Source organism: Streptomyces chartreusis NRRL 3882, from assembly GCF_900236475.1.
GTDB lineage: Bacteria > Actinomycetota > Actinomycetes > Streptomycetales > Streptomycetaceae > Streptomyces > Streptomyces chartreusis_D.
Genome location: NZ_LT963352.1, coordinates 5798620 through 5824224 on the forward strand (window position 1 = coordinate 5798620; position 25605 = coordinate 5824224).

21 protein-coding genes and 1 pseudogene are annotated in these 25605 nt (G+C 71.5%); 16 read left to right on the forward strand and 6 right to left on the reverse strand.

The genetic code is table 11. The annotated features are described in order from the left end of the window. The first annotated feature begins 13 nt into the window (after nt 1-13). Entirely contained in the window at nt 14-664 is a 651-nt protein-coding gene (locus SCNRRL3882_RS26275; RefSeq protein ID WP_010046871.1) for a dihydrofolate reductase family protein, read from the forward strand. A 20-nt stretch (nt 665-684) separates the two neighbouring features. Here SCNRRL3882_RS26275 and SCNRRL3882_RS26280 read toward each other — a convergent pair whose 3' ends face one another. Continuing rightward, nucleotides 685-1488 carry an MBL fold metallo-hydrolase gene (locus SCNRRL3882_RS26280; protein WP_010046870.1) on the reverse strand — a complete coding sequence of 268 codons (804 nt, stop codon included), beginning with the start codon at nt 1486-1488 and terminating at the stop codon, nt 685-687. A gap of 86 nt (nt 1489-1574) precedes the next feature. Between SCNRRL3882_RS26280 and SCNRRL3882_RS26285 the strand changes: the two genes are divergently transcribed. Beyond that, nucleotides 1575-2168, forward strand: a complete 594-nt coding sequence (locus tag SCNRRL3882_RS26285; protein WP_010046868.1) for an ABATE domain-containing protein — start codon at nt 1575-1577, stop codon at nt 2166-2168. A 4-nt stretch (nt 2169-2172) separates the two neighbouring features. On the opposite strand, the gene SCNRRL3882_RS26290 is transcribed toward SCNRRL3882_RS26285, so the two are convergent. Continuing rightward, nucleotides 2173-2541, reverse strand: a complete 369-nt coding sequence (locus SCNRRL3882_RS26290; RefSeq protein WP_010046866.1) for a DUF4345 family protein — start codon at nt 2539-2541, stop codon at nt 2173-2175. A gap of 60 nt (nt 2542-2601) precedes the next feature. Further along, complete coding sequence (locus SCNRRL3882_RS26295) at nt 2602-2985, reverse strand: hypothetical protein (protein WP_010046858.1); 384 nt, start codon at nt 2983-2985, stop codon at nt 2602-2604. Nucleotides 2986-3131: 146 nt separating this feature from the next. Between SCNRRL3882_RS26295 and SCNRRL3882_RS26300 the strand changes: the two genes are divergently transcribed. Together SCNRRL3882_RS26300 and SCNRRL3882_RS26305 are read left to right on the forward strand one after the other, a co-directional pair. Further along, a complete protein-coding gene (locus SCNRRL3882_RS26300) occupies nt 3132-5408 on the forward strand; it encodes an ATP-dependent RecD-like DNA helicase (RefSeq protein WP_010046857.1) in 2277 nt (758 codons plus the stop codon). Between the two features lie 178 nt (nt 5409-5586). After that, nucleotides 5587-6876, forward strand: coding sequence for a citrate synthase (locus tag SCNRRL3882_RS26305; RefSeq protein ID WP_010046855.1), 1290 nt, complete (start codon nt 5587-5589; stop codon nt 6874-6876). Between the two features lie 618 nt (nt 6877-7494). On the opposite strand, the gene SCNRRL3882_RS26310 is transcribed toward SCNRRL3882_RS26305, so the two are convergent. Both SCNRRL3882_RS26310 and SCNRRL3882_RS26315 read right to left on the reverse strand, forming a co-directional pair. Beyond that, on the reverse strand, nt 7495-9735 hold the full coding sequence (locus SCNRRL3882_RS26310; protein ID WP_010046851.1) for a heavy metal translocating P-type ATPase: 2241 nt from the start codon (nt 9733-9735) through the stop codon (nt 7495-7497). 141 nt (nt 9736-9876) lie between these two features. Beyond that, nucleotides 9877-10116, reverse strand: a complete 240-nt coding sequence (locus tag SCNRRL3882_RS26315) for a heavy-metal-associated domain-containing protein (RefSeq protein WP_010046849.1) — start codon at nt 10114-10116, stop codon at nt 9877-9879. A gap of 204 nt (nt 10117-10320) precedes the next feature. Between SCNRRL3882_RS26315 and SCNRRL3882_RS26320 the strand changes: the two genes are divergently transcribed. Then, entirely contained in the window at nt 10321-11364 is a 1044-nt protein-coding gene (locus SCNRRL3882_RS26320) for a zinc-dependent alcohol dehydrogenase family protein (RefSeq protein ID WP_010046846.1), read from the forward strand. Between the two features lie 61 nt (nt 11365-11425). Here the strand turns inward: SCNRRL3882_RS26320 and SCNRRL3882_RS26325 are convergent, their stop codons facing one another. After that, nucleotides 11426-11626 (reverse strand): helix-turn-helix transcriptional regulator, encoded by a 201-nt coding sequence (locus SCNRRL3882_RS26325; protein ID WP_010046844.1) that lies wholly within the window; start codon nt 11624-11626, stop codon nt 11426-11428. A 368-nt stretch (nt 11627-11994) separates the two neighbouring features. Here SCNRRL3882_RS26325 and iolC point away from each other — a divergent pair, with 368 nt between their 5' ends. From iolC to SCNRRL3882_RS26375, 11 genes and pseudogenes are all read left to right on the forward strand, one after another. Continuing rightward, nucleotides 11995-12945, forward strand: coding sequence for a 5-dehydro-2-deoxygluconokinase (iolC, locus tag SCNRRL3882_RS26330; protein WP_010046843.1), 951 nt, complete (start codon nt 11995-11997; stop codon nt 12943-12945). Then, nucleotides 12942-13823 carry a Cgl0159 family (beta/alpha)8-fold protein gene (locus tag SCNRRL3882_RS26335; protein ID WP_010046839.1) on the forward strand — a complete coding sequence of 294 codons (882 nt, stop codon included), beginning with the start codon at nt 12942-12944 and terminating at the stop codon, nt 13821-13823. Before iolC ends, SCNRRL3882_RS26335 begins: the two co-directional genes overlap by 4 nt. Before the next feature lie 46 nt (nt 13824-13869). Next, nucleotides 13870-13986: pseudogene (locus SCNRRL3882_RS41900) on the forward strand (5-deoxy-glucuronate isomerase); the annotation flags it as partial. Between the two features lie 73 nt (nt 13987-14059). Continuing rightward, complete coding sequence (iolD, locus tag SCNRRL3882_RS26345) at nt 14060-15943, forward strand: 3D-(3,5/4)-trihydroxycyclohexane-1,2-dione acylhydrolase (decyclizing) (protein ID WP_010046837.1); 1884 nt, start codon at nt 14060-14062, stop codon at nt 15941-15943. A 14-nt stretch (nt 15944-15957) separates the two neighbouring features. Continuing rightward, a complete protein-coding gene (gene mmsA, locus SCNRRL3882_RS26350) occupies nt 15958-17460 on the forward strand; it encodes a CoA-acylating methylmalonate-semialdehyde dehydrogenase (protein WP_010046836.1) in 1503 nt (500 codons plus the stop codon). 199 nt (nt 17461-17659) lie between these two features. Continuing rightward, nucleotides 17660-19051, forward strand: coding sequence for an APC family permease (locus SCNRRL3882_RS26355; protein ID WP_010046834.1), 1392 nt, complete (start codon nt 17660-17662; stop codon nt 19049-19051). 198 nt (nt 19052-19249) lie between these two features. Then, nucleotides 19250-21904: a CocE/NonD family hydrolase gene (locus tag SCNRRL3882_RS26360; protein WP_010046831.1), complete on the forward strand. Its 2655-nt coding sequence runs from the start codon at nt 19250-19252 to the stop codon at nt 21902-21904. Next, nucleotides 21901-22773: an ABC transporter permease gene (locus tag SCNRRL3882_RS26365; protein ID WP_010046827.1), complete on the forward strand. Its 873-nt coding sequence runs from the start codon at nt 21901-21903 to the stop codon at nt 22771-22773. Before SCNRRL3882_RS26360 ends, SCNRRL3882_RS26365 begins: the two co-directional genes overlap by 4 nt. A 148-nt stretch (nt 22774-22921) precedes the next feature. Beyond that, on the forward strand, nt 22922-24457 hold the full coding sequence (locus tag SCNRRL3882_RS26370) for a vWA domain-containing protein (RefSeq protein ID WP_010046824.1): 1536 nt from the start codon (nt 22922-22924) through the stop codon (nt 24455-24457). Between the two features lie 119 nt (nt 24458-24576). After that, complete coding sequence (locus SCNRRL3882_RS42280) at nt 24577-24702, forward strand: hypothetical protein (protein ID WP_267880849.1); 126 nt, start codon at nt 24577-24579, stop codon at nt 24700-24702. A 156-nt stretch (nt 24703-24858) separates the two neighbouring features. After that, on the forward strand, nt 24859-25575 hold the full coding sequence (locus tag SCNRRL3882_RS26375; protein WP_010046819.1) for a chaplin: 717 nt from the start codon (nt 24859-24861) through the stop codon (nt 25573-25575). Nucleotides 25576-25605 lie beyond the last annotated feature (30 nt).

Consider the following 25605-nt stretch of genomic DNA (forward strand, 5'->3'; position numbering starts at 1 on the left):
CAGGAGGAGCGCCGTGCCCCAGCAGCTACTGCGAGTGCAGAACTTCAACGTCTCCAGTGACGGATTCGGTGCCGGTGAGCACCAGAGTTTGGAGCGGCCCTTCGGCCACGCCGACCCGGGGCAGATGTTCGCCTGGGCCGGCGCCACCGCGAGCTGGCCCAACCGCACCGACCCCGGCGGCAGCCGCGGTCTCGACGACTACCTCACTCGTGACTTCACGAACAACATCGGCGCCGAGATCATGGGCCGCAACAAGTTCAGCCCGCAGCGCGGCCCCTGGCAGGACCACGAGTGGAAGGGCTGGTGGGGCGACGAGCCGCCGTTCCACACGCCGGTGTTCGTGATGACCCACCACGAGCGTCCGTCGTTCACCCTCTCCGACACCACGTTCCACTTCGTCGGCGGCGACCCGGCCGAGGTCCTGGAGCAGGCGCGCAAGGCGGCCGAGGGCAAGGACGTCCGGCTGGGCGGCGGGGCGACCACCATCCGGGAGTTCCTCGACGCCGACCTGGTGGACACACTGCATGTGGCGGTCTCGCCCGGCGTGGTGCTCGGATCGGGATCACGGCTGTGGGAGTCCCCCGAGGAGCTGTTCGACCGCTTCCACTGCGATGTGGTGCCCAGTCCCAGCGGGGTGATCCATCACCTGTTCTGGAGGAAGTGACGGCTTCCGGTGACGGAAGGTCAGGCGCCCTTGCCCCAGTCCAGGCGGTCGGCGAGCCCGGCTGCGGTGAAGGCGGCTTCCAGCTCCTCGCGGCCTTCGGTGAAGTGGGCCCAGCTGTCGTAGTGCACGGGGACGACGCGGCGGGCGCCGAGGATCCGCGCGGCCTCCGCCGCCATGGCGCTGTCCAGCACGATGACCTGGTTGTCGAAGAGGACGGGGAAGCGGGGAGCACCGGCGAAGAGGACGGCGGTGTCGACGGGGCCGAAGCGGCCGGCGATCTCGCGGACCGCTTCGAGGGAGGCGTTGTCGCCGCTGACGTAGGCGGTGGGCAGGCCCTCGCCGGTCAGGACGAAGCCGACGACCTGGCCGGTGACCGGCTCGACCTCCTCGCGGGGGCCGGGGCCGTGCAGGGCGGGCACGCCGGTCACGGTGACCGTGCCCCCGTCGGGGCGGTCCAGCTCGATCGACTCCCAGTCGGCCAGGCCCCTGGCCCTGTCTCCCAGGCTCTCGCGCAGCCGCTCGCCGCCGCCGGGCGTGGTCAGGGTCAGGGGTATGCCGGCGAGCAGGGCCCGGCCGGAGACGTCGAGGTTGTCGGGGTGCTCGTCGTGGGAGAGCAGCACCACGTCGATGCGGCCGAGGTCGGCGGGGGTGGTGGCGGAGGGCGCGGTCTTGGTCAGGAACCGGGCGTCACCGCGGGCGTAGTCGCCGGGGGCGTCGAAGGTGGGGTCGGTCAGGAAGCGCAGGCCGCCGTACTCGAAGAGGGCGGTCGGGCCACCGAGGACGCGGACGGGGAAGGGCGCGGTCGGCGCAGGAAGGGCAGACATCGAGAACCTCACGGATAGATACCATCGAACCGTGAGATGACCGTAGCCGCTCCTCACGGATAAAGGCAAGCCGTACCATGAGAAGCATGGAGGAGCCCGTGATCGAACAGCCCGCCCCGCCGCCCGCACAGGGAGAGGAGGAGCACCCCTCCCTCGCCCTCGCCAACAGCGCGATCGCCCTGCCCGGCGGGCGCACGGTCGATTTCCTGGGCACGCCCGCACAGGCGAACCACTGGCTGACACAGCGCGGCCTCGCCCCGGTCGACGCCGGCATGCGGGAGATGTGCGCGACCCAGCTGCGTTCCCTGCGCGAACAGATCAGGTCGCTGTTCGCCTCCCGTGCCGAAGGCCTGCCCGCCCACCCCGCGGCCGTGACGGCCGTCAACGACGCGATGACCCGGGTCCCCACCGCCCCGCTGCTGCGGTGGGACGACAGGACCGGCCCCTACCGCACCGCCCCCCACCCCACCACCGCGATCGTCGACCTCGCCCTGGCCACCCTCGCCGCCGACGCCGCCGACCTGCTCACTTCTCCCGACGCCGACCGCCTCACCGCCTGCGGCTCCCCGCCCTGCAACCGCTACCTGCTCCGCCACGGCCGCCGCCACTGGTGCTCCACCCGCTGCGGCGACCGCGCCCGCGCGGCCCGCGCCTACGCCCGCCGCAGCGGCTCGGGATGACCCGCTACGCACAGCTGATCAGCAGAGCGGCGCCCAGGATCTCGACCCAGAAGTAGAACCAGGACGGAAAGAACGCCGACGGGCGCTCCACCGCACGGGATACCAGCCGCCCGAACGCCATCCCCGCCAGCGACACCGCCACCGTGAGAACCACCCCCGACCGCAGATCACCGGAAGCGCCGAGGGCCGCCCAGGCGAGCAACGCACCGACGGCGACCCCGAACCCGCCGTAGACGGCGCGGACTTCACTGCGCGCTTCCGGGACGGACAGCTCGATGCCGAAGGGGCGGATGAGCGCGCCGGGAGCGACAAGCCCGAAGAGCCCCATACCCAGGAAGAACAGCGCGGCGGCGCTTATGCAGAGGAAGGACATGGGGGTGAGCGTGCGCGGGTGAGCGCAGGTCCTCAATTACGTCCCTGGTAATGGCCCGGCTCACGCCCTGTGCGCGGGCCGGGCTGGACGGGGATGCGGGGGACGGAGCCGTAGCGGCGGGTGCGGCGGGCGCACTGCTCGCGGCACATGGCCGTCGGCCAGGTCCTCGGAGAGGCCGACGAGGGCGTCGGTGAGGATGATGGCGTCCGCTGCCGTCCGTGACGCCACCGCCGCCTCCGGTACGACTGAGGCGATCGCGTCCGGTTCGGCAGGCAGGCCCGCGACCCGCATCATCGGCGAGGCAGCGCGCAGCGCGAACGGGGTGGTGACCAGGCTGTAGCGTCGCCACTCCTGCCACGTGGCGAACCGGCGCCCCTGGACGTCCAGGCGCAGCTGCTCGAACCGGGTGTGCGTGAAACCCGGTGGCAGGTTCCACCTGAGCATGGTGTGGATCAGCGCCTGCCGACCAGATCTTGATCACGCCCGGCTGGACGATCACCGCGGACCGAAGTGCTGCCGAACTCACCATCGGTCGATATGACATGGCCGCCCCCGCTTCGGCTGTCACACCCCGGCGGTACGGTCGGATCATGCCCAACCAGACGGGAACCCCCGCCGGCGAACGGCGGCTCGCCGTGCTCGAAGGCGTTCTGGAGCGGATCACGTACGCCAACGAGGAGAACGGCTACACGGTCGCCCGGGTCGACACCGGCAGAGGCGGCGGCGATCTGCTCACGGTCGTGGGCGCGCTGCTCGGTGCCCAGGTGGGGGAGTCGCTGCGCATGGAGGGCCGCTGGGGCTCGCACCCCCAGTACGGCAAGCAGTTCCACGTGGAGAACTACACGACCGTCCTGCCGGCCACGGTCCAGGGCATCCGCCGCTACCTCGGCTCCGGCCTGGTCAAGGGCATCGGCCCGGTCTTCGCGGACCGCATCACGCAGCACTTCGGCCTGGACACCCTCCAGATCATCGAGGAGGAGCCCAAGCGGCTCATCGAGGTCCCGGGCCTCGGGCCCAAGCGGACGAAGAAGATCGCCGACGCCTGGGAGGAACAGAAGGCCATCAAGGAGGTCATGCTCTTCCTCCAGACCGTCGAGGTGTCCACGTCCATCGCCGTGCGCATCTACAAGAAGTACGGCGACGCGTCCATCTCCGTCGTGAAGAACCAGCCCTACCGCCTCGCCGCCGACGTCTGGGGCATCGGCTTCCTCACCGCCGACAAGATCGCCCAGTCCGTCGGCATCCCGCACGACAGCCCGGAGCGCGTCAAGGCGGGCCTGCAGTACGCGCTGTCGCAGTCCACCGACCAGGGCCACTGCTTCCTCCCGGAGGAGCAGCTGATCAAGGACGCGGTCAAGCTCCTCCAGGTCGACACGGGCCTGGTCATCGAGTGCCTCGCCGAGCTGGCCGAACCCGCGCAGGAGGGCGAGGACCCCGGCGTCGTCCGGGAGAAGGTCCCGGGGCCTGACGGCGGCGAGCCCGTCACCGCGATCTACCTCGTGCCCTTCCACCGCGCCGAACTCTCCCTCTCCGCCCAGCTGCTGCGCCTGCTGCGCACCGAGGAGGACCGGATGCCGGGCTTTCGGGAAGTGGCCTGGGACAAGGCGCTCGGCTGGCTCAAGGGCCGTACGGGCGCCGACCTCGCCCCGGAGCAGGAGGCCGCCGTCAGGCTCGCGCTGACCGAGAAGGTCGCCGTCCTCACCGGCGGTCCCGGCTGCGGCAAGTCCTTCACGGTCCGTTCGATCGTGGAGCTGGCCCGCGCCAAGAAGGCGAAGGTCGTGCTCGCCGCCCCGACCGGCCGGGCCGCCAAGCGCCTGTCCGAGCTCACCGGCGCCGAGGCCTCCACGGTGCACCGCCTGCTGGAGCTGAAACCCGGCGGCGACGCGGCCTACGACCGGGACCGCCCGCTGGACGCCGACCTGGTGGTGGTCGACGAGGCGTCCATGCTGGACCTGCTCCTCGCCAACAAGCTGGTGAAGGCCGTCCCCCCGGGAGCCCATCTGCTGTTCGTCGGGGACGTGGACCAGCTGCCCAGCGTCGGTGCGGGCGAGGTGCTGCGCGACCTCCTGGCCGACGGGAGCCCGATCCCCGCCGTCCGCCTCACCCGGGTCTTCCGGCAGGCCCAGCAGTCGGGCGTGGTGACGAACGCGCACCGGATCAACGCCGGCCAACACCCGCTCACCGACGGCATGAAGGACTTCTTCCTCTTCGTCGAGGACGACACGGAAGCGGCCGGCCGGCTCACGGTCGATGTGGCGGCCCGCCGCATCCCGGCCAAGTTCGGACTGGACCCGCGCCGGGACGTCCAGGTCCTCGCCCCCATGCACCGGGGCCCGGCGGGCGCGGGCACCCTCAACGGCCTGCTCCAGCAGGCCGTCACCCCGGGTCGCCCCGACCTGCCCGAGAAGAGACTCGGCGGACGGGTGTTCCGCGTCGGCGACAAGGTCACCCAGATTCGCAACAATTACGAGAAGGGCAAGAACGGCGTCTTCAACGGCACCGTCGGCGTGGTCACCTCGCTCGACCCGGTCGACCAGCGCCTGACGGTGCTGACGGACGAGGACGAGGAGGTCCCCTACGAGTTCGACGAGCTCGACGAGCTGGCTCACGCCTACGCCGTGACCATCCACCGTTCCCAGGGCAGCGAGTACCCGGCGGTCGTCATCCCGGTCACCACCGGCGCCTGGATGATGCTCCAGCGGAACCTGCTCTACACGGCGGTCACCCGGGCCAAGCAGCTGGTCGTCCTCGTCGGTTCGCGCAGGGCGATCGGCCAGGCGGTGCGCTCCGTTTCGGCGGGCCGCCGGTGCACGGCACTCGACTTCCGGCTCGGTTCGCAGAAAAATGATCGATCAAATGAGTCGTGAAGGTCACAGAGCACTTCCAGATGGGGAACACAGGGGGCAGGATGAGGAAGTTGGCGGCACTCAGTGCCGTCAATAGGCCCGATGGTCGACCCCGAGTGCACTCTCCTGAGCCGAGTGGGGGATGGTAGAGACAGTCAGGGCACCTCGAAGAAGAGGCACAACGTCGGTGAGGGATGACGTGAGCGACAACTCTGTAGTACTGCGGTACGGCGACGGCGAGTACACCTACCCGGTGATCGACAGCACCGTCGGTGACAAGGGCTTCGACATCGGCAAGCTCCGCGCCCAGACCGGTCTGGTGACGCTGGACAGCGGTTACGGCAATACCGCCGCCTACAAATCCGCCATTACCTACCTGGACGGCGAAGCGGGCATCCTGCGGTACCGCGGCTACCCGATCGAGCAGCTGGCCGAGCGCTCCACCTTCCTGGAGGTCGCCTATCTGCTGATCAACGGCGAGCTGCCGACCGTCGACGAGCTCTCGACGTTCAAGAACGACATCACGCAGCACACCCTGCTGCACGAGGACGTCAAGAACTTCTACAAGGGCTTCCCGCGCGACGCGCACCCGATGGCCATGCTGTCCTCGGTCGTCTCGGCGCTGTCCACGTTCTACCAGGACAGCCACAACCCCTTCGACGAGCGTCAGCGCAACCTCTCCACGATCCGCCTGCTCGCCAAGCTCCCGACGATCGCGGCGTACGCGTACAAGAAGTCGATCGGCCACCCGTTCGTCTACCCGCGCAACGACCTGGGCTACGTCGAGAACTTCCTCCGCATGACCTTCTCGGTCCCCGCGCAGGAGTACGACCTCGACCCGATCGTGGTCTCCGCCCTCGACAAGCTGCTGATCCTGCACGCGGACCACGAGCAGAACTGTTCGACCTCCACGGTCCGCCTGGTCGGCTCCTCGCAGGCGAACATGTTCGCCTCGATCTCCGCCGGCATCAACGCCCTGTGGGGCCCGCTGCACGGCGGCGCCAACCAGTCCGTGCTGGAGATGCTGGAGGGCATCCGCGACTCCGGCGGCGACGTCGACAACTTCATCCGCAAGGTGAAGAACAAGGAGGACGGCGTCCGCCTGATGGGCTTCGGCCACCGGGTCTACAAGAACTTCGACCCGCGCGCCAAGATCATTAAGGCCGCCGCGCACGACGTGCTGTCCGCCCTCGGCAAGTCCGACGAGCTGCTGGACATCGCGCTGAAGCTGGAGGAGCACGCGCTCTCCGACGACTACTTCGTCTCGCGCAGCCTCTACCCGAACGTGGACTTCTACACCGGCCTGATCTACCGGGCCATGGGCTTCCCGACCGAGATGTTCACGGTCCTGTTCGCCCTCGGCCGGCTGCCGGGCTGGATCGCCCAGTGGCACGAGATGATCAAGGAGCCGGGCTCCCGCATCGGCCGCCCGCGCCAGATCTACACGGGCGTCGTCGAGCGCGACTTCGTGCCCGTCGAGGAGCGCTGAGGCGCCAGCCCGTTCGAGCCCCCGTATCCGACTGCCGGATGCGGGGGCTTTCGGGTCACCACGGGCGCGGATTTCGGGTATCCGCGCGCACATAAAGAAGGCGCCCTGGAGCGCCGGTCCCCCCACGGGCCGACGGCCAGGGCGCCTTCCCAGTCCCGGTTCGGATTCCCCCCACGGGATCCGGCCGGGCGTCTGTGAGGACAGCGCCTGAATCGCTGTTGAGCACAACGAGCAGAACTCGCCGTACTGCGGTGTGCGGTCTGCCGGGACAGCGCACGACCGGGAGGGCCGCTCAAAGCTTCCCGGTGTACGTGCCCCGGCAACGCATCTCTGGAGAAGTCCCCCAAGACATCTCCAGATGCCAGGTGGCGCCCCCCAAGACGCTCCCTGACATCGTCAACTTAGACCTTCGAACTCCTTCGATGGTTACGTTCACATCACTGTGATCTGCGTCTCTTGCGTATGTCCGGTAGATACGCAAGAGCCCGGATATACCGTCCGGGGCTCTAGCGTAAGGATGATGCGCGAGCCTTGTGAAGAGCTTATGTGAGCCGGGCCCGGGACTCCAGAGGGGCTCATATCGCGTTCGCCGCGAACTTAGGGCGAATTCGGGGGACTTCACCGGAATGTCCGAAGTCGGAGACTGTTCGTGACGACGAAGACCGACGAGAAGGCCATCGCGGCCCCGGCGATCATCGGGTTCAGCAGTCCCGCGGCGGCCAGCGGCAGCGCGGCCACGTTGTAGCCGAAGGCCCAGACGAGGTTGCCCTTGATCGTGGCCAGCGTCCGGCGGGACAGCCGGATCGCGTCCGCGGCCACCCGCAGATCGCCGCGCACCAGCGTCAGGTCGCCCGCCTCGATCGCCGCGTCCGTGCCGGTGCCCATGGCCAGGCCCAGATCGGCGGTGGCGAGCGCGGCCGCGTCGTTGACGCCGTCGCCCACCATGGCGACGACCCGCCCCTCGGCCCGCAGCCGCCGTACGGCGTCGACCTTGTCCTCGGGCAGGACCTCCGCGATCACCCGGTCGATCCCGACGGCCTCGGCCACCGCTTCGGCCACCGCCCGGTTGTCCCCGGTCAGCAGCACCGGAGTGAGCCCCAGCGCGCGCAGCTCGCGAACCGCCTCCGCGCTGGTCTCCTTGACCGCGTCCGCCACGGCCAGGACGGCCTTCGCCGTCCCGTCCCAGCCGGCCAGGACGGCCGTACGGCCGGCCCGCTCGGCCTCGTCCCGCGCGCGGGCCAGCTCCGGCGGTACGTCGTCGAAGAGCCGTCCCACGGCGACCTCACGGCCCTCCACGCGCCCCCGTACGCCCCGCCCGGGGACGTTCTCGAAGCTCTCGACGTCCGGGAGCTGTCCGGCCCTCTCCGCGGCACCCAGCGCGATCGCACGGGCCACGGGGTGCTCGGAGGCGTGCTCGACGGCGCCCGCGAGCCGCAGCACCTCCTTCTCGTCGGCGCCCTCGGCGACATGGACCTCCTGGAGGGTCATCCGGCCCGTGGTGACCGTGCCGGTCTTGTCCAGGACGACCGTGTCGATCCGGCGCGTGGACTCCAGGACCTCCGGGCCCTTGATGAGGATGCCGAGCTGGGCGCCGCGGCCCGTGCCGACCATCAGCGCGGTCGGGGTGGCCAGGCCCAGTGCGCACGGGCAGGCGATGATCAGGACGGCGACGGCGGCGGTGAACGCGGCGACGCCGTCGCCGGTCAGCCCGAGCCACGCCCCGGCCGTGGCGGCGGCGATCAGCAGGACCGCCGGCACGAAGACCCCGGCGATCCGGTCGGCGAGCCGCTGCACCTCGGCCTTGCCGTTCTGCGCGTCCTCCACCAGTTTCGCCATCCGCGCGAGCTGGGTGTCGGCACCGATCCGGGTGGCCTGGACGACGAGCCGGCCGCCCGCGTTGACCGTCGCGCCGGTGACCGCGTCCCCGGCCGTCACGTCCACCGGCACGGACTCGCCGGTCAGCATCGAGGCGTCCACCGCCGAGGCGCCCTCGACGACCGTGCCGTCGGTGGCGATCTTCTCGCCGGGCCGTACGACGAACCGGTCGCCGACGGCCAGCCGCTGCGCCGGGATCCGCACCTCGCGCCCGTCCCGCAGCACGGCCACCTCCTTGGCGCCCAGTTCCATCAGCGCCTTGAGGGCCGCTCCCGCACGGCGCTTGGACCGGGCCTCCAGGTAGCGGCCCAGCAGGATGAAGGCCGTGACGCCGGAGGCGACCTCCAGGTAGATCGAGGAGGCGCCGTCGCCGCGCGAGACCGTGAGCTCGAAGGGGTGCCGCATGCCGGGCATGCCCGCGTCGCCGAGGAACAGCGCCCACAGGGACCAGCCGAACGCGGCCAGCGTGCCGAGGGAGACCAGCGTGTCCATGGTGGCGGCGCCGTGCCGGGCGTTCGTCCGGGCCGCCCTGTGGAACGGCAGCCCGCCCCAGACGACGACCGGTGCGGCGAGGGTGAGCGAGAGCCACTGCCAGTTGTCGAACTGCAGCGCGGGGACCATCGCGAGCAGGACGACCGGGACGGCGAGGACGGTGGAGACGGTGAGGCGCCGGCGGAGGGCCGACAGCTCGGGGTCCTCCTGCTCGACGGCGGAGGCCTCCTCCCGCACCGGCGCGGGCTCCTCGGCGGTGTACCCGGTCTTCACCACGGTCGCGATCAGGTCGGCGACCTCGGTGCCCGCCGGGTAGGTGACCCGGGCCTTCTCCGTCGCGTAGTTCACCGTGGCGGTGACGCCGTCCATGCGGTTGAGCTTCTTCTCGACGCGGGCCGCGCAGGAGGCGCAGGTCATCCCGCCGATGAGCAGCTCGACCTCGGCGAGCGCCGGCTCGCGGTCGGCCGGCGCCTTGGCGGTGGTGCTGGTCATGTCCGTACTCCAGGAGGTGCGGGGCGCCCGGGAAGCGGGACGGGCCGTACGGGCCGGGGCGGCGGCGTACGGCCCGTACGTCTGTATGAGTGCCAGGACCGGGGTGTCTCAGGCCTGTGCGTCTCGGGCTCGGGAAACCGGTCAGGCCTTCCCGGCCAGCTCGAAACCGGCCTCGTCGACGGCCGCGCGCACGGCCCCGTCGTCGAGCGGGGTGGCGGAGACGACGGTGACCTCGCCGGTCGAGGCGACGGCCGTCACGGAACTGACGCCGGAGATCTGGGAGATCTCCCCGGAGACGGCACCCTCGCAGTGTCCGCAGCTCATGCCGCTCACCTTGTAGACGGTGGTGACGGGTCCCGTGGTGTCGGTCTGGGCGGTCATGTCGTTACTCCTCGTCGAGGCATGTGTGGCGATGGGGACCTGTGGGGTCCCCACTCGTCCAACTGTACCCCTAGGGGGTATGAGTTCACGACGCCCCCGGCCGGCGGTCGCGGGTACGGCACGGGCTAGCGTTCCCCGAGGCGCTGACTGCCCGGGGCGCCGGGACCCCCGGCGCCCCGGACGCGAACGGAAGGCGGGGAGATCATGCGGGCCGTGGTGTTCGAGCGGGACGGGGAGCCGGCCGAGGTGCGGGACGTCGCCGATCCGGAGCCGGCGGAGCACGGGGTCGTCGTGCGGGTCGAGGCCACGGGGCTGTGCCGCAGCGACTGGCACGGCTGGCAGGGCCACGACCCGGACATCGCGCTGCCGCACGTGCCGGGGCATGAACTCGCCGGGGTCGTCGAGGCGGTGGGCGACCGGGTGACCCGCTGGGGGCCCGGCGACCGGGTCACCGTGCCGTTCATCTGCGCCTGCGGCACCTGCCCGTCCTGCGCGGCGGGCGACCACCAGGTGTGCGAGCGGCAGACCCAGCCCGGCTTCTCGCACTGGGGCTCCTTCGCCCAGTACGTGGCCCTGGACCACGCCGACGTCAACCTCGTGGCGCTCCCCGGGGAGCTGTCCTTCGCGACGGCGGCCTCCCTCGGCTGCCGGTTCGCCACGGCGTACCGGGCGGTGGTGCGGCAGGGCCGCGTCGCGGCGGGGGAGTGGGTGGCGGTGCACGGCTGCGGCGGGGTCGGTCTCTCCGCGGTGATGATCGCGGCGGCGTCGGGCGCGCGGGTCGTGGCCGTCGACGTGTCGGCCCGAGCGCTGGACCTGGCGCGGGAGTTCGGGGCGGCGCGGTGCCTGGACGCGTCGGCCGTGCCGGACCCGGCGGCGGCGGTCCGTGACCTCACCGGTGGTGGTGCCCACCTCTCCCTCGACGCGCTCGGTTCCCCCGCCACCTGCGCCGCCTCCGTGAACGGCCTGCGCCGTCGCGGCCGGCACGTCCAGGTCGGCCTGCTGCCCTCGCCGACCGGCACGACACCCGTGCCGATGGCCCGCGCGATCGCCCTGGAGCTGGAACTCCTCGGCAGCCACGGCATGGCCGCGCACGGCTACCCGCCGATGCTGGAGCTGGTCCGCAGCGGCGTCCTGCGCCCCGACCTGCTGGTGACCTCCACGATCCCGCTGGACGAGGCGCCGCCCGCCCTGGCGGCGATGGGGACGGCGTCACCGGCGGGCGCGACGGTGATCGAGCCGTGGCGCTGACCCTCCCCCGGAGACACCCGTGCCCCACGCGACGGTGGGGCACGGGGTCGGGCCGGGAGGGTCAGTCGGCTCTTCGGGCGCGGTTGGCGGGCCGGGACGCCACCCAGGCCCGGACCGTGTCGGCGTACCAGTAGGGCTTGCCGTTCTCGACGTGGTCGGGCGGGGGCAGCAGCCCGTGCTTGCGGTAGGACCGCACGGTGTCCGGCTGCACCCGGATGTGTGCGGCGATCTCCTTGTAGGACCAGAGCCTTCGGTCGGTCATGACGTGCACCTCCCCGCGCGCGCCACGGCGGCGGCCGGGGACGGCCGTCCGGGGGAGCCGGGCGCTGCGCTGGCGATCAACAAGCCTGTGTCCGTGTCAACGACGCCCGGTGACGCAGGGCAGGGCCTGTGCGCCGGGTGTGACGGAAGGCCCGGGTACCTGCGACACCTGTGACAGGACGGGGGTGTTCGTGACACGGCCGGGGCACACGGGCACGGCGGAGCTCCGGCGGGGCGTCTTGACGCACATGCGCCCCCGGCATCCGGAAAGCGCTGTCATGATCTGGTCCGAATGTCCGGACAAAACATTGACAGCGCTTCGGGAAGGGGACTACAAAGCCGGGGAGAGCCGACACCGAGGGGAAGCCGATGGCGTACGACCTGATCACCATGGGGCGCATCGGAGTGGATCTGTATCCGCTCCAGACGGGCGTCCCGCTGCCGCAGGTCACCTCCTTCGGCAAGTTCCTCGGCGGCTCGGCCACGAACGTCGCGGTCGCCGCGGCCCGCCTGGGACGGCACACGGCGGTGATCACCCGCACCGGCGACGACCCGTTCGGCACCTACCTGCACGAGGCCCTGAAGGGCTTCGGCGTGGACGACCGCTGGGTCACCCCGGTCCCCGGCCTGCCCACCCCGGTCACCTTCTGCGAGGTCTTCCCGCCGGACGACTTCCCGCTGTACTTCTACCGGCGGCCCAAGGCCCCCGACCTGGAGATCGACGCCCACGAGCTCGACCTGGACGCCATCCGTGACGCCCGCGTCTTCTGGATCACGGGCACGGGCCTGAGCGAGGAACCGAGCCGTACGGCGACCCTCGCGGCCCTCGCCCACCGCGCCAAGTCCGGCACGACGGTCTTCGACCTCGACTGGCGCCCGATGTTCTGGACGGACCCGGACGCGGCCCGCCCCTTCTACGAGGAGGCCCTGCGCCACACCACCGTCGCCGTCGGCAACCTCGACGAGGTGGAGGTCGCCACCGGCGTGCGCGAGCCCCACGCCGCCGCCCGGGCACTGCTGGACGCCGGTGTCGAGCTGGCCGTCGTCAAGCAGGGCCCGAAGGGCGTCCTCGCCGTCGACCGCGACGGCGCCACCGCCGAGGTCCCGCCGCTGCCCGTGAACGTCCTCAACGGCCTCGGGGCCGGAGACGCCTTCGGCGGGTCCCTCGTCCACGGTCTCCTGGCCGGCTGGGACCTGGAGAAGACCATGCGGCACGCCAACGCCGCCGGCGCCATCGTCGCCTCCCGCCTGGAGTGCTCCTCCGCGATGCCCACCGAGGACGAGATCGAGGCGGCCGTCACCGCGGGGGCCGTCAAGTGACCGTCGACGTGAGTGAACTCGTCCGCCTCCGCAGCCGGCGACCGGAGGCGATCGCCGAGGCCGCCGCCCGCCGCCCCCGTCGGCCCCTGCTGAACGACAACGGCCGGCTGATGATCGTCGCCGCCGACCATCCGGCCCGCGGCGCCCTGGGCGTCGGCGGCCGCAGCATGGCCATGGCCAACCGCGCCGACCTGCTGGAACGCCTCTGCCTGGCGCTGTCCCGCCCGGGCGTGGACGGCGTCCTCGCCACCGCCGACATCCTCGACGACCTGCTCCTGCTCGGCGCGCTCGACGGCAAGGTCGTCATGGGCTCGATGAACCGCGGCGGCCTCCAGGGCGCGCGCTTCGAACTCGACGACCGCTTCACCGGCCACCGCCCCGAGGACCTCGAGCGCCTCGGCTTCGACGCGGGCAAACTGCTCCTGCGCATCGACTACGACGACCCGGGCTCCCTCACCACCCTGGAGTCCACCGCCCGCGCCGTCGACGACATGGCGGCCCGCAAGCTCCCCGTCTTCGTCGAGCCGTTCATCTCCCGCCGCGACGAGACGGGCCGGCTGCGCAACGACCTGTCCGCCGAGGCCGTCACCCGGTCCATCGCCATCGCCTCGGGCCTGGGCGGCAGTTCCGCCTACACCTGGCTGAAGGTGCCGGTCACCGACAACCCCGACGACATGGCCGAGGTCATGGCCGCCTCCACGCTGCCCGCCGTACTGCTGGGCGGCGAGGTGGGCGACGATCAGGACGGGGCGTACGAGAAGTGGCGCGGCGCTCTCCAACTGCCCACCGTGCGCGGGCTGGTGGTCGGCCGTTCGCTGCTGTACCCGGCGGACGGCGATGTGGCCGCCGCCGTGGACACCGCCGTAGGACTGCTGTGAGGGCCGCCTCATGACCCGTGTGCGCACAGAAGACCAGGAGTTCCGTCTCCCGGGCAGGTCCCGGGCCCAGATCGCCTCCGGCGCGGGAAGCCGCTTTGCTTTGGCAGGAGCGAAGTGCGAGCGACAACTCCCCGCCCGCTACGGCCCCGCGCCGGAGGTCCCCCACGCGAGGCGCACGTGCTGAACGCCCGCGGCGGCCCCTGCGTACCCGTCTCCATCCACAGGGAGGGACACCGATGACCCCGACGACGAGGCTGACGGCCGCACAGGCGCTCATACGCTTCCTCGCCGCCCAGTACACCGAACGCGACGGCGTACGGCAGCGGCTCATCGGCGCCACCTGGGGCATCTTCGGCCACGGCAACGTCGCCGGACTCGGCCAGGCGCTCCTGGAGCACACCGAGGAGATGCCCTACCACCAGGGCCGCAACGAACAGGCCATGGTGCACGCGGCGGTCGGCTACGCCCGCCAGTCCAACCGGCTGTCCACGCACGCGGTGACGACCTCCATCGGCCCGGGCGCCACCAACCTCGTCACCGGCGCCGCCCTGGCGACCATCAACCACCTGCCGGTGCTGCTCCTGCCCGGCGACGTGTTCGCGACCCGCCCCGCCGACCCGGTCCTCCAGCAGCTCGAAGTGTTGTACGCGGGCGACGTCTCGGTCAACGACTGCCTGCGCCCGGTGTCGAAGTACTTCGACCGGATCACGCGCCCGGAGGCCCTGATCCCCTCGGCGCTGAACGCGATGCGCGTGCTCACCGACCCCGTCGAGACCGGCGCCGTCACCCTGGCGCTGCCCCAGGACGTGCAGGCCGAGGCGTACGACTGGCCCGACGAGTTCTTCGCCGAGCGCGTCTGGACCGTACGGCGTCCCGGCGCCGACCCGGCGGAACTCGCCGAGGCGGTACGGGCCATCCGCGCGGCGAGGAGGCCCCTGGTCGTCGCGGGCGGCGGCGTCCACCACAGCCGCGCCGAGGAGGCGCTCGCCGAGTTCGCCGGGACCACCGGCATCCCGGTCGCCTCCACCCAGGCCGGCAAGGGCTCCCTGCGGCACGACCACCCCCAGGACGTCGGCGGTATCGGCCACACCGGCACGGCCACCGCGGACGAACTCGCCCGCACCGCCGACCTGGTGATCGGCGTCGGCACCCGCTACACCGACTTCACCACCGCCTCCGGCACCCTCTTCACCGGCGAGAACGTCCGGTTCCTCAACCTCAACATCGCCTCGTTCGACGGCCACAAGCTCGCCGGGCAGCCCCTGATCGCGGACGCCCGCACCGGCCTCGAGGAGCTGACCGAGCGGCTGCAGATGCACGGCCACCGGGTCGCACCGTCGTACGCCACCGAGTACACCGAGGACAAGGAGCGCTGGGAGCAGCGCGTCGACGCCTGCTACGAGGTGGACGAGCCGGACACCCGCCCGTCCCAGCCGCAGGTCCTCGGCGTCCTGGACGCCCTGGTCGACGAGTCGGACATCCTCATCAACGCCGCCGGTTCCCTCCCCGGCGACCTGCACAAACTGTGGCGGACCCGGTCCCGCGACCAGTACCACCTGGAGTACGGCTACTCCTGCATGGGCTACGAGATCCCGGCCGCCATCGGCGTGAAGCTGGCCGCCCCCGACCGTCCCGTGTGGGCGCTGGTCGGCGACGGCACGTACCTGATGATGCCGACGGAGATCGTGACGGCCGTGCAGGAGGGCATCGCGATCAAGGTCCTGATCATCCAGAACCACGGCTACGCGTCCATCGGCGGGCTGTCCGAGTCGGTGGGCGGCGAGCGGTTCGGCACCGCCTACCGCTTCCCGTCCGAGGACGGCACGTACACGGGGCCGCCGCTGCCGGTGGACCTCGCCGCGAACGCGGCCAGCCTCGGCATGCGCGTACTGCGCGCGAAGACCGTGCGGGACCTCGAGGCGGCGCTCGCCGAGGCCCGGGCCGCCGACACTCCCACATGTGTCTACGTGGAGACCCAAACGGCAGACACAGTGTCGGGCGCGCCTCCCGCGCAGGCCTGGTGGGATGTACCCGTGGCCGAAACCGCGACACGGCCGTCCGCGGTCAAGGCACGTGAGCTGTACGAACGGCACGTCTCCACCCGACGCCGCCATCTGTGAAGGAGTTCCCGGCCATGACGAAGATCGTCAACCACTGGATCGGCGGCAAGACCGTCGAAGGCGCCTCGGGCACACACGGGCCGGTGACCGATCCGGCGACCGGCGAGGTGACGACGAAGGTCGCGTTCGCCTCGGTCGACGAGGTGGACGCGGCGGTGGCAGCCGCCAAGGAGGCCTTCACCACCTGGGGCCAGTCCTCCCTGGCCCAGCGCACGTCCATCCTCTTCAAGTTCCGGGCGCTGCTCGACGCGCACCGCGACGAGATCGCCGAGCTGATCACCGCCGAGCACGGCAAGGTGCACTCCGACGCCCTCGGCGAGGTCGCCCGCGGCCTGGAGATCGTCGACCTGGCCTGCGGCATCAGCGTGCAGCTGAAGGGCGAGCTGTCCACGCAGGTGGCGAGCCGCGTCGACGTGTCCTCGATCCGTCAGCCGCTCGGTGTCGTCGCCGGCATCACGCCGTTCAACTTCCCGGCGATGGTGCCGATGTGGATGTTCCCCGTCGCCATCGCGTGCGGCAACACCTTCGTGCTGAAGCCGTCCGAGAAGGACCCGTCGGCGTCGGTCAGGATCGCCGAACTGCTGGCCGAGGCGGGCCTGCCCGATGGCGTGTTCAACGTCGTCCACGGCGACAAGGTGGCCGTGGACCGCCTCCTGGAGCACCCGGACGTCAAGGCCGTCTCGTTCGTCGGCTCGACCCCGATCGCCCGCTACATCCACACCACCGCCTCCGCCAACGGCAAGCGCGTCCAGGCGCTCGGCGGCGCCAAGAACCACATGCTGGTCCTCCCGGACGCCGACCTCGACGCGGCCGCCGACGCCGCCGTGTCCGCCGCCTACGGCTCGGCGGGCGAGCGCTGCATGGCCATCTCCGCGGTCGTCGCGGTCGGCGCGATCGGCGACGAACTGGTGGAGAAGATCCGCGAGCGCGCCGAGAAGATCAAGATCGGCCCCGGCAACGACCCGACCTCCGAGATGGGCCCGCTGATCACCAAGGTCCACCGCGACAAGGTGGCGTCCTACGTCGAGGGCGCGGCGGCCGAGGGCTGCGAGGTCGTGCTGGACGGCACCGGCCACACCGTCGACGGCTTCGAGAACGGCCACTGGATCGGCATCTCCCTGCTCGACAAGGTGCCCACGTCCGCCAAGGCCTACCAGGACGAGATCTTCGGCCCGGTCCTGTGCGTGCTGCGCACCGAGACCTACGAGGAGGCCCTGGACCTGATCAACGCCTCGCCGTTCGGCAACGGCACCGCGATCTTCACCCGGGACGGCGGCGCGGCCCGCCGCTTCCAGCTGGAGGTCGAGGCCGGCATGGTCGGCGTGAACGTCCCGATCCCGGTCCCCGTGGGCTACCACTCCTTCGGCGGCTGGAAGGACTCGCTCTTCGGCGACCACCACATCTACGGCAACGACGGCACGCACTTCTACACCCGCGGCAAGGTCGTCACCACCCGCTGGCCGGACCCGGCCGACGCCCCGGCGGGCGTGGACCTGGGCTTCCCGCGCAACCACTGAGATTTTTCTCCGGGGGTGCCTGCGGTTCTCGCAGGCACCCCCGGACCTGTTCCCATTGACGACTTGTGCTCAAAAGGACAGTCGATGGGCTAGTTCACTGCGGATTTCGTAGGTAAACAGCCATTGACGTGCTGCTTTCGTCGGGGTTCGATGCTGCGCACATCCACCGCCGAGCCACCGAGCCGATGGGAACCGCCGCATGACCGACACGCTCCGCCCTGTCGAGACCGCCGTCGCGCACGCGCCGGACAGGCGTCCCAGGAAGCTCAAGCGCTCCATCGGAGTCGTCGGCGGCACCTTGCTCACCCTCTCCTGCGTCACGCCCGCCTCCACACTGTTCGTGGTGGTCCCCGACCTGTTCGGCTCGCTCGGCACCGCCACCGCCCTCACCATCGCCATCGGCTCGCTGCTCTGCGTAGCGGTGGCGTTCTGCTACTCGGAGCTGGGCACCCTGGTCCCGAGCGCCGGCGGCGAGTACGCCATGGTCTCGACGCTGGCCGGAAGGCTCGCCGGCTGGCTGGTCTTCGTCCTGTCCCTCCTGGTCGTGATGATCGTCCCGCCGGTCATCGCGATGGGCACGGCCGACTACCTCGCCCCCCTCGTTCACCTCGACCCGTCCTGGACGGGCGCCTCCGTGATGCTCCTCGCGACCCTCGCCGGCCTGCTCGACCTGCGCGCCAACGCCTGGATCACCGGCGTCTTCCTGGTCCTGGAAGTCATCGCGGCTGCGGTGGTGGCGGTGCTGGGCTTCGCCCATGCCGAGCGCGGCACCGGCAGCCTGGTCTCGATGCAGGTGGCGGCCCCGGACGGCACCCCGGACACGGTCACCGCCCTGCTCGTGGTCTCCGGCCTCGCGATCGCCCTGTTCGTCACCCAGGGCTTCTCCACCGCCGTCTACCTATCCGAGGAGCTGGAGAACCCGCGCCGCTCAGTGGCCCGCACGGTCCTCGCCACGCTCGCCATCTCCACCGTCATCATCCTGGTCCCGGTCGCCGCGATCACCCTGGGCGCCCCGGACCTCGCCGCACTGACCGGCGGGGACATCGGCACCATGGTCACCGCCTGGTCCAACACGGCCGTCGGCACGTTCGTCAGCCTCTGCGTGGCCCTCGCGATCATCAACGCCGGCATCGTCATGGTCATCCAGAACTCCCGCGTCCTGTTCGCCTCGGCCCGGGACAAGGCCTGGCCCGACCCGGTCAACACCCTCTTCTCCCGCCTCGGCCGCTTCGGCTCCCCCTGGGTCTCCACCCTCGCGGTGGGCATCCCGGGCGCCGCCCTGTGCTTCGTGAACCTGGACACCCTCTACGGCGTCACGGGCGTCTCGGTGACGGGCATGTACCTCCTGGTCGCCGTCGCCGCGCTGCGCTCCCGCCGAGGAACCCACCAGCACACCCCGGCCTGGCGCATGCCCCTCTGGCCGGCCGCCCCGCTCCTCCTGATCGTGTTCCTGGTCTACATCCTGATCCAACAGGACCCGACGTACCTCCTCTGGACGGGCGGCATCACGGCGGCGGCGACCCTGTACTGGGCCCTCTACCTGCGCCCGCGACCGGAGACCCGCTGGCTGGTGTCGATCCCGCAAGAGTGACCGCATGCCCCAAGGGGGCGCGGGGAACCGCGCGACAAGCCACAGCGCACCCGCGGACGGCCGCGCACCACAGGGACCGGGCTCGATGCCGTACACCACCCGCGGTACGCCGAAGGCCCTGCGTACTCCCCCAGGAGGCCCCCCACTTCAGCCTCCGGTCGACAACTGTTCGACAGCTTCACCCCGTACCGTTGACGCATGGATCTTCGACTGCCCGGACTGAACGGGCTGCTTCGGAGGCCCCGGAGGCTGCTCGCCGCCGGGGCCGCCGTCGTCGTTCTCGCGGGCGCGGGGACATGGACGGCCGTCGCGTCCGACGAGGCGCCCCCGGTCGACCGCGCCGACCGGATCCTGGACACGGGGAACGGGGTGCGTATCGACACCTCCTACTTCACCTCCCAAGGAGCCGGCCGCCGCCCCGCCGTCCTGCTCGGCCACGGCTTCGGCGGCAGCAAGAACGACGTACGGCAGCAGGCCGAGGATCTCGCCAGAGACGGCTACGCGGTCCTGACCTGGTCGGCGCGCGGCTTCGGCAAGTCCAACGGGAAGATCGGGCTGAACGACCCCAAGGGCGAGGTCGCCGACGTCTCGAAGCTCATCGACTGGCTGGCGAAGCAGCCCCAGGTCGAACTCGACAAGCCCGGCGACCCCCGCGTCGGCATGGCCGGCGGCTCCTACGGCGGCGCGATCGCGCTGCTCACGGCGGGACACGACGACCGGGTGGACGCCATCGCCCCGGCCATCACGTACTGGAACCTCGCCGACGCGCTGTTCCCGAACGGCGTGTTCAAGAAGCTGTGGGCCGGCATCTTCGTCAACTCCGGCGGCGGCTGCGAGCGGTTCGAGCCCGCGCTGTGCCGGATGTACGAGCGGGTCGCCGAGTCGGGCAAACCGGACACCGAGGCGCGCAAGATGCTCGACGAGCGTTCGCCGTCCGCGGTCGGGGACCGCATCAAGGTGCCGACGCTGCTGATGCAGGGCCAGTCCGACTCCCTGTTCCCGCTCGGCCAGGCCGACCAGGCCGCGAAGGTCATCCGTGCGGGCGGCGCCCCGGTCGACGTCGACTGGATCGCCGGCGGCCACGACGGCGGCGACATGGAGACGAGCCGAGTCCAGGGCCGCGTGCGGAGCTGGTTCGACCGCTACCTGAAGGACGACCACGGCGTCGACACCGGCCCCGCCTTCCGCGTCACCCGCACCCTCGGCCTCGGCTCCGGAGACGGCGAACCCCGGCTGACCGGCGTGACCTCGGACCGCTACCCCGGCCTGGAGAGCAAGCAGCGCTCCATCGCCCTGGCCGGCCGCGAGCAGAGCTTCGACAACCCGCCCGGCGCGAGCCCGCCCGGCGTCTCGGCCCTGCCCGGCCTCGGCGGCGCGGGCGGCCTCAGCCAGCTGTCCTCGCTCGGCGTCGGGGTCTCCCTCGACTTCCCCGGCCAGTTCGCCGCGTTCGAGTCGGCCCCCTTCCGGGACGACGTCCAGATCACCGGCTCCCCGACGGCCACGGTCCACGTGAAGTCCACCAGCGACGACGCGGTGCTCTTCGCCAAGGTCTACGACGTCGGCCCGGGCGGCACCCAGCCGGTGCTGCCCTCCCAGCTGGTCACGCCGCTCAGGGTGGAGGGCGCCAAGGCCGGCAAGGACGTCACGATCACCCTCCCCGCGATCGACCACGAGGTCGACGACGGCCACCGGCTGCGCCTGGTCCTGGCCTCCACGGACCTCGGCTACGCCTCTCCGACCGCCCCGGCCACGTACACCGTCTCCCTCAAGGGCGCTCTGAAGGTTCCGTCGGCGCTCGGCGAGAGCAACCCACAGGGCCCGCTGCCCGCCTGGGTGTGGTGGATGCCCCTGGCCGGCGCCGCGATCGCCCTGGCGCTGATCGTCACGGGACGCCGCCGCACGGCCGCACCCGCCCCGCCGGACCCCGAGCTGGCAGAAGTACCGCTGCAGATCACGGACCTGACCAAGCGGTACGCCAAGGCCTCCGACCGGTACGCCGTCAAGGACCTGTCCTTCCGCGTCGAGAAGGGCCAGGTCCTCGGCCTGCTCGGCCCGAACGGCGCCGGCAAGACCACGACCCTGCGCATGCTGATGGGCCTGATCAAGCCGGACGGCGGCGAGGTCCGCGTCTTCGGCCACGCCATCAGTCCGGGCGCCCCGGTCCTGTCCCGGGTCGGTGCCTTCGTCGAGGGCGCGGGCTTCCTGCCGCACCTGTCCGGCCGGGAGAACCTGGAGCTGTACTGGCGCGCCACCGGCCGCCCGGCCGAGGACGCGCACATGGAGGAGGCCCTGGAGATCGCGGGCCTCGGCGACGCGCTCGCCCGTGCGGTGCGCACGTACTCCCAGGGCATGCGCCAGCGCCTCGCCATCGCCCAGGCCATGCTCGGCCTGCCGGACCTGCTCATACTCGACGAACCGACCAACGGCCTCGACCCGCCCCAGATCCGCGAGATGCGCGAGGTGATGATCCGCTACGCCGCCGCGGGGCGCACGGTCATCGTCTCCAGCCACCTCCTCGCGGAGGTCGAGCAGACCTGCACGCACCTGGTCGTGATGGACCACGGGCAGCTCGTCCAGGCCGGTCCGGTCGAGGACATCGTCGGCTCGGGCGACACCCTCCTGGTGGGCACGGCCACGCCCGTGGACGAGCCCGTCGTCGAGAAGGTCGCCGCCCTGCCGGGCGTCGCCTCGGCCGTGCCCGTCGACGAGGGCATCCTGGTCCAGCTCGACGCCGACGGCAGCCCGCAGCGCCTGGTCGCCGAACTCGTGCGCCTGGACGTGCCCGTGCGGTCGGTCGGCCCGCACCGCCGCCTGGAGGACGCCTTCCTCACCCTGATCGGAGCCGAAGCATGAGCAAGCTCGCCGACCGGGCCGAGCCCGTCGAGGTCGCCGACGGCTACCGCGCGGGCCGCACCCTGCCCTTCCGCGTCGAGCTGGTCCGGCAGTTGAAGCGGCGCCGCACGATGGTCATGGGCGGTGTCCTGTTCGCCCTGCCGGTCATCCTGCTCATCGCCTTCCAGGTCGGCGGCGACCCGGGCGGCAACAACAACCGCGTGAACCTCATGGACACGGCGACGGCGTCCGGGGCCAACTTCGCCGCCGTCAACCTCTTCTCCGCCGCCGGCTTCCTCCTCGTCATCCCCGTCGCCCTGTTCTGCGGCGACACGGTCGCCTCGGAGGCGAGCTGGTCGTCCCTGCGCTATCTGCTCGCGGCGCCCGTGCCCCGGGCCCGGCTGCTGTGGTCCAAGCTCGCCGTCGGACTCAGCCTGAGCCTCGCCGCGCTGGTGCTGCTGCCGATCGTCGCCCTCGTCGTCGGCACGGCCGCCTACGGCTGGGGCCCGCTCCAGCTGCCCACCGGCGGCACCCTGCCCACCGGCACCGCCGCCCAGCGCCTGCTGATCGTCGTCGTGTACATCATGGTGTCCCAACTGGTCACCGCGGCCCTCGCGTTCTGGCTGTCGACCCGGACGGACGCACCGCTCGGCGCGGTCGGCGGCGCGGTGTTCCTGACCATCATCGGCAGCGTCCTCGACGAGGTGACGGCCCTCGGCGACTGGCGGCACTTCCTGCCCGCGCACTGGCAGTACGCCTGGCTCGACGCCGTCCAGCCGCAGTTGCAGTGGACGGACATGATCCAGGGCACGTCGATCTCCGTAACGTACGCGCTCGTGCTGTTCGCCCTGGCCTTCCGCGGTTTCGCCCGCAAGGACGTCGTCTCCTAGGTCAACGGAGGATCACCCACCGGTCTCGAAGGCCGGTCCCCGTGGCCGCTTCGAGACGTTTCCGCAACGCCCCGTACCGCACGTTCCGGCCCCCTGCGCCGTCACAGTCGCAAGAAGCCGACGCCAACGGACCCAGGGGGCACGAACGATGCAGCCGTACGGAAGGCACGAGCGGTACCGGACGCGACACCTGCTGCTCGCACTCACGGCGGCCGGCGGGCTGCTGCTCACCGCGTGCGGCGGGACCACCGACAGCGGGAGCGACAGCCGGGCCGCCGACCGCCCCGACCACACCGCGGGCCTGCCCGCGCCCGCCCACGGAGACGAGGACGGCACCGGCGAGCAGGAGGACCGCGAAGCCGCCCCCGACCACCTGTCCACCTTCGCCCTCGACGTCGACACCGCCTCCTACGACTACGCCCGCCGTGCCCTGGCCGACGGCCGGCGCCCCGACCCCTCGACGGTCCGCCCCGAGGAGTTCGTCAACAGCTTCCGCCAGGACTACGAACGCCCCGACGGCGACGGCTTCTCGGTCACCGTCGACGGCGCCCGCACCGATGACGAGGACTGGTCCCTGGTCCGCGTGGGCCTGGCCACCCGCACCACGGAACGCACCGGCGAACGCCCGCCCGCCGCCCTCACCTTCGTCATCGACGTCTCGGGCTCCATGGCCGAACCGGGCCGCCTGGATCTCGCCCAGGAGTCCCTCTCGGTGCTGACGGACCGGCTGCGCGACGACGACTCGGTCGCGATCGTCGTCTTCAGCGACGAGGCGGAGACCGTCCTGCCCATGACCCGCCTCGACGGCAACCGCGACGAGATCCACGACGTCATCTCCGAGCTGGACACCCGGGACTCCACCAACCTCGGCGCGGGCGTCGAGACCGGTTACGAGACGGCCGTCGAGGGCCTGCGCGAGGGCGCGACCAACCGGGTCGTCCTCGTCTCCGACGCCCTCGCCAACACCGGCGACACCGACGCCGACACGATCCTGGAGCGGATCTCCGGCGAACGCCGCGAGCACGGCATCACCCTCTTCGGTGTCGGCGTCGGCAGCGACTACGGCGACGCCCTGATGGAACGCCTCGCCGACAAGGGCGACGGCCACACCGTGTACGTGTCCGGCACCGAGGAGGCCCGCGAGGTCTTCTGCGAGGAGCTCCCGCGCAACATCGACCTCACCGCCCGCGACGCCAAGGCCCAGGTCGCCTTCGACCCCGAGACCGTCGAGGAGTTCCGCCTGGTCGGCTACGACAACCGCCGGGTCGCCGACGAGGACTTCCGCGACGACCGCGTCGACGGCGGCGAGGTCGGTCCCGGCCACACCGTCACCGCCCTGTACGCCGTCCGCACCGAGCCGGGCGCCGAAGGCCACCTGGCCACCGCCACCGTCCGCTGGCTCGACCCGGACACCCGCGACCCGCACGAGGAGTCCGGCGACCTCGAGACCGGTGCCCTCCACGACTCCCTGCGTGCCGCCCCCAGCCGCTTCCAGGTCACCGCGGTGGCGGCCTACTTCGCCGACGCCCTCCGCTCGGGCGACGACCGCTACCACCGCCTCCCGGGAGCCCCGGTCCCCCTCGCTGAACTCGCCGGCCGTGCTCGCGCGTTGGCCGGGACCACGGACGACAGGGCGGTGCGCGAACTGGCCGAGGCCATCGAACAGGCAGACCGCCGCGGTTGAACACAGTTGCGGTCTTCGGAATGCGACGCGGGCCAACCGGGTGAACCTGCGGAACCAATTCTCCTGCACCGGGTTGATGAGGCAGTAGAGCATGCGGCGCTACGAGAAAGGAACGCGCAGTGCTCCAGGAGGCAATGAACGTCGCGGCCGCCGCCGCTCCTGCCATCGACATGCCGGTGACGGCCGCTGCCCCGGCGCTCGCCGACGGACCGGTCGTCGCGATGGGCAAGGGCGCGGAGCGCTGAACCGACTCCGCAGCCCCTTCGGCGCGAGCGCGCATCCACCACGCCTCATTCCTGTCCAGCGCTGCGACCTTCCGTGCCGCCACACCGCCGACCTTGGATGTGGATCTCCGTTCCGCGGCCGGCTGCCCCAATTCTTCAAGCAGGAGGACAACTGCAATGCGACAGACCCTGAGCAAGGGAGCTTTCGCGGCGGTCGCCGCCACGGGGATTCTGTCCCTGTATGGCAGCCCCGCCCTCGCTGACTCGGACGCGTCGGGAGTGGCGAAGGACTCTCCCGGTGTGTTGTCCGGGAACGCGGTGCAGGTGCCGGTCCACGTGCCGGTCAACCTGTGCGGCAACACCGTCGAAGTGCTCGCTGCGCTCAACGAGTCGTTCGGCAACGTCTGCCGCAACACCTCGCACAAGTCGAAGGGCTCCGGCGCGGACGCCTCGGGGGTCGCGAAGGGTTCCCCCGGCGTGGGGTCGAGCAACGTCGTGCAGGTGCCGGTCGACGTGCCGGTGAACGCGTGCGGCAACAACGTCGCCGGACTCGGGCTGTTCAACGAGGCGGCCGAGAACTCCTGCCACAACGGCTCGTACGGCGGCCACGGCGGCTACGGCGGCGAGGACGACACCCCGAAGCCGAGTGGTCAGGACCGGACACCCCCGGCCAAGGAGCGTCCCACGCCGCACGACGAGGAGACCCCGGACTCCCCGCCCGCGCCCGAGAAGGACAGCGAGAAGCCGTCCACCACGGAAGAGGAGAGCGGCCCGCTGCCCCAGCTGGCCGAGACCGGCAGTGAGGCGCTGGTGGCCGCCTCGGTCGCCAGCGCCGCGCTGATGGCCGGCGGGGTGATGCTGTACCGCCGCGGTCGCACCACCTGGTCCCGCTAGCTGTCGCCGGGTGCCGGACGCGACCCGCCC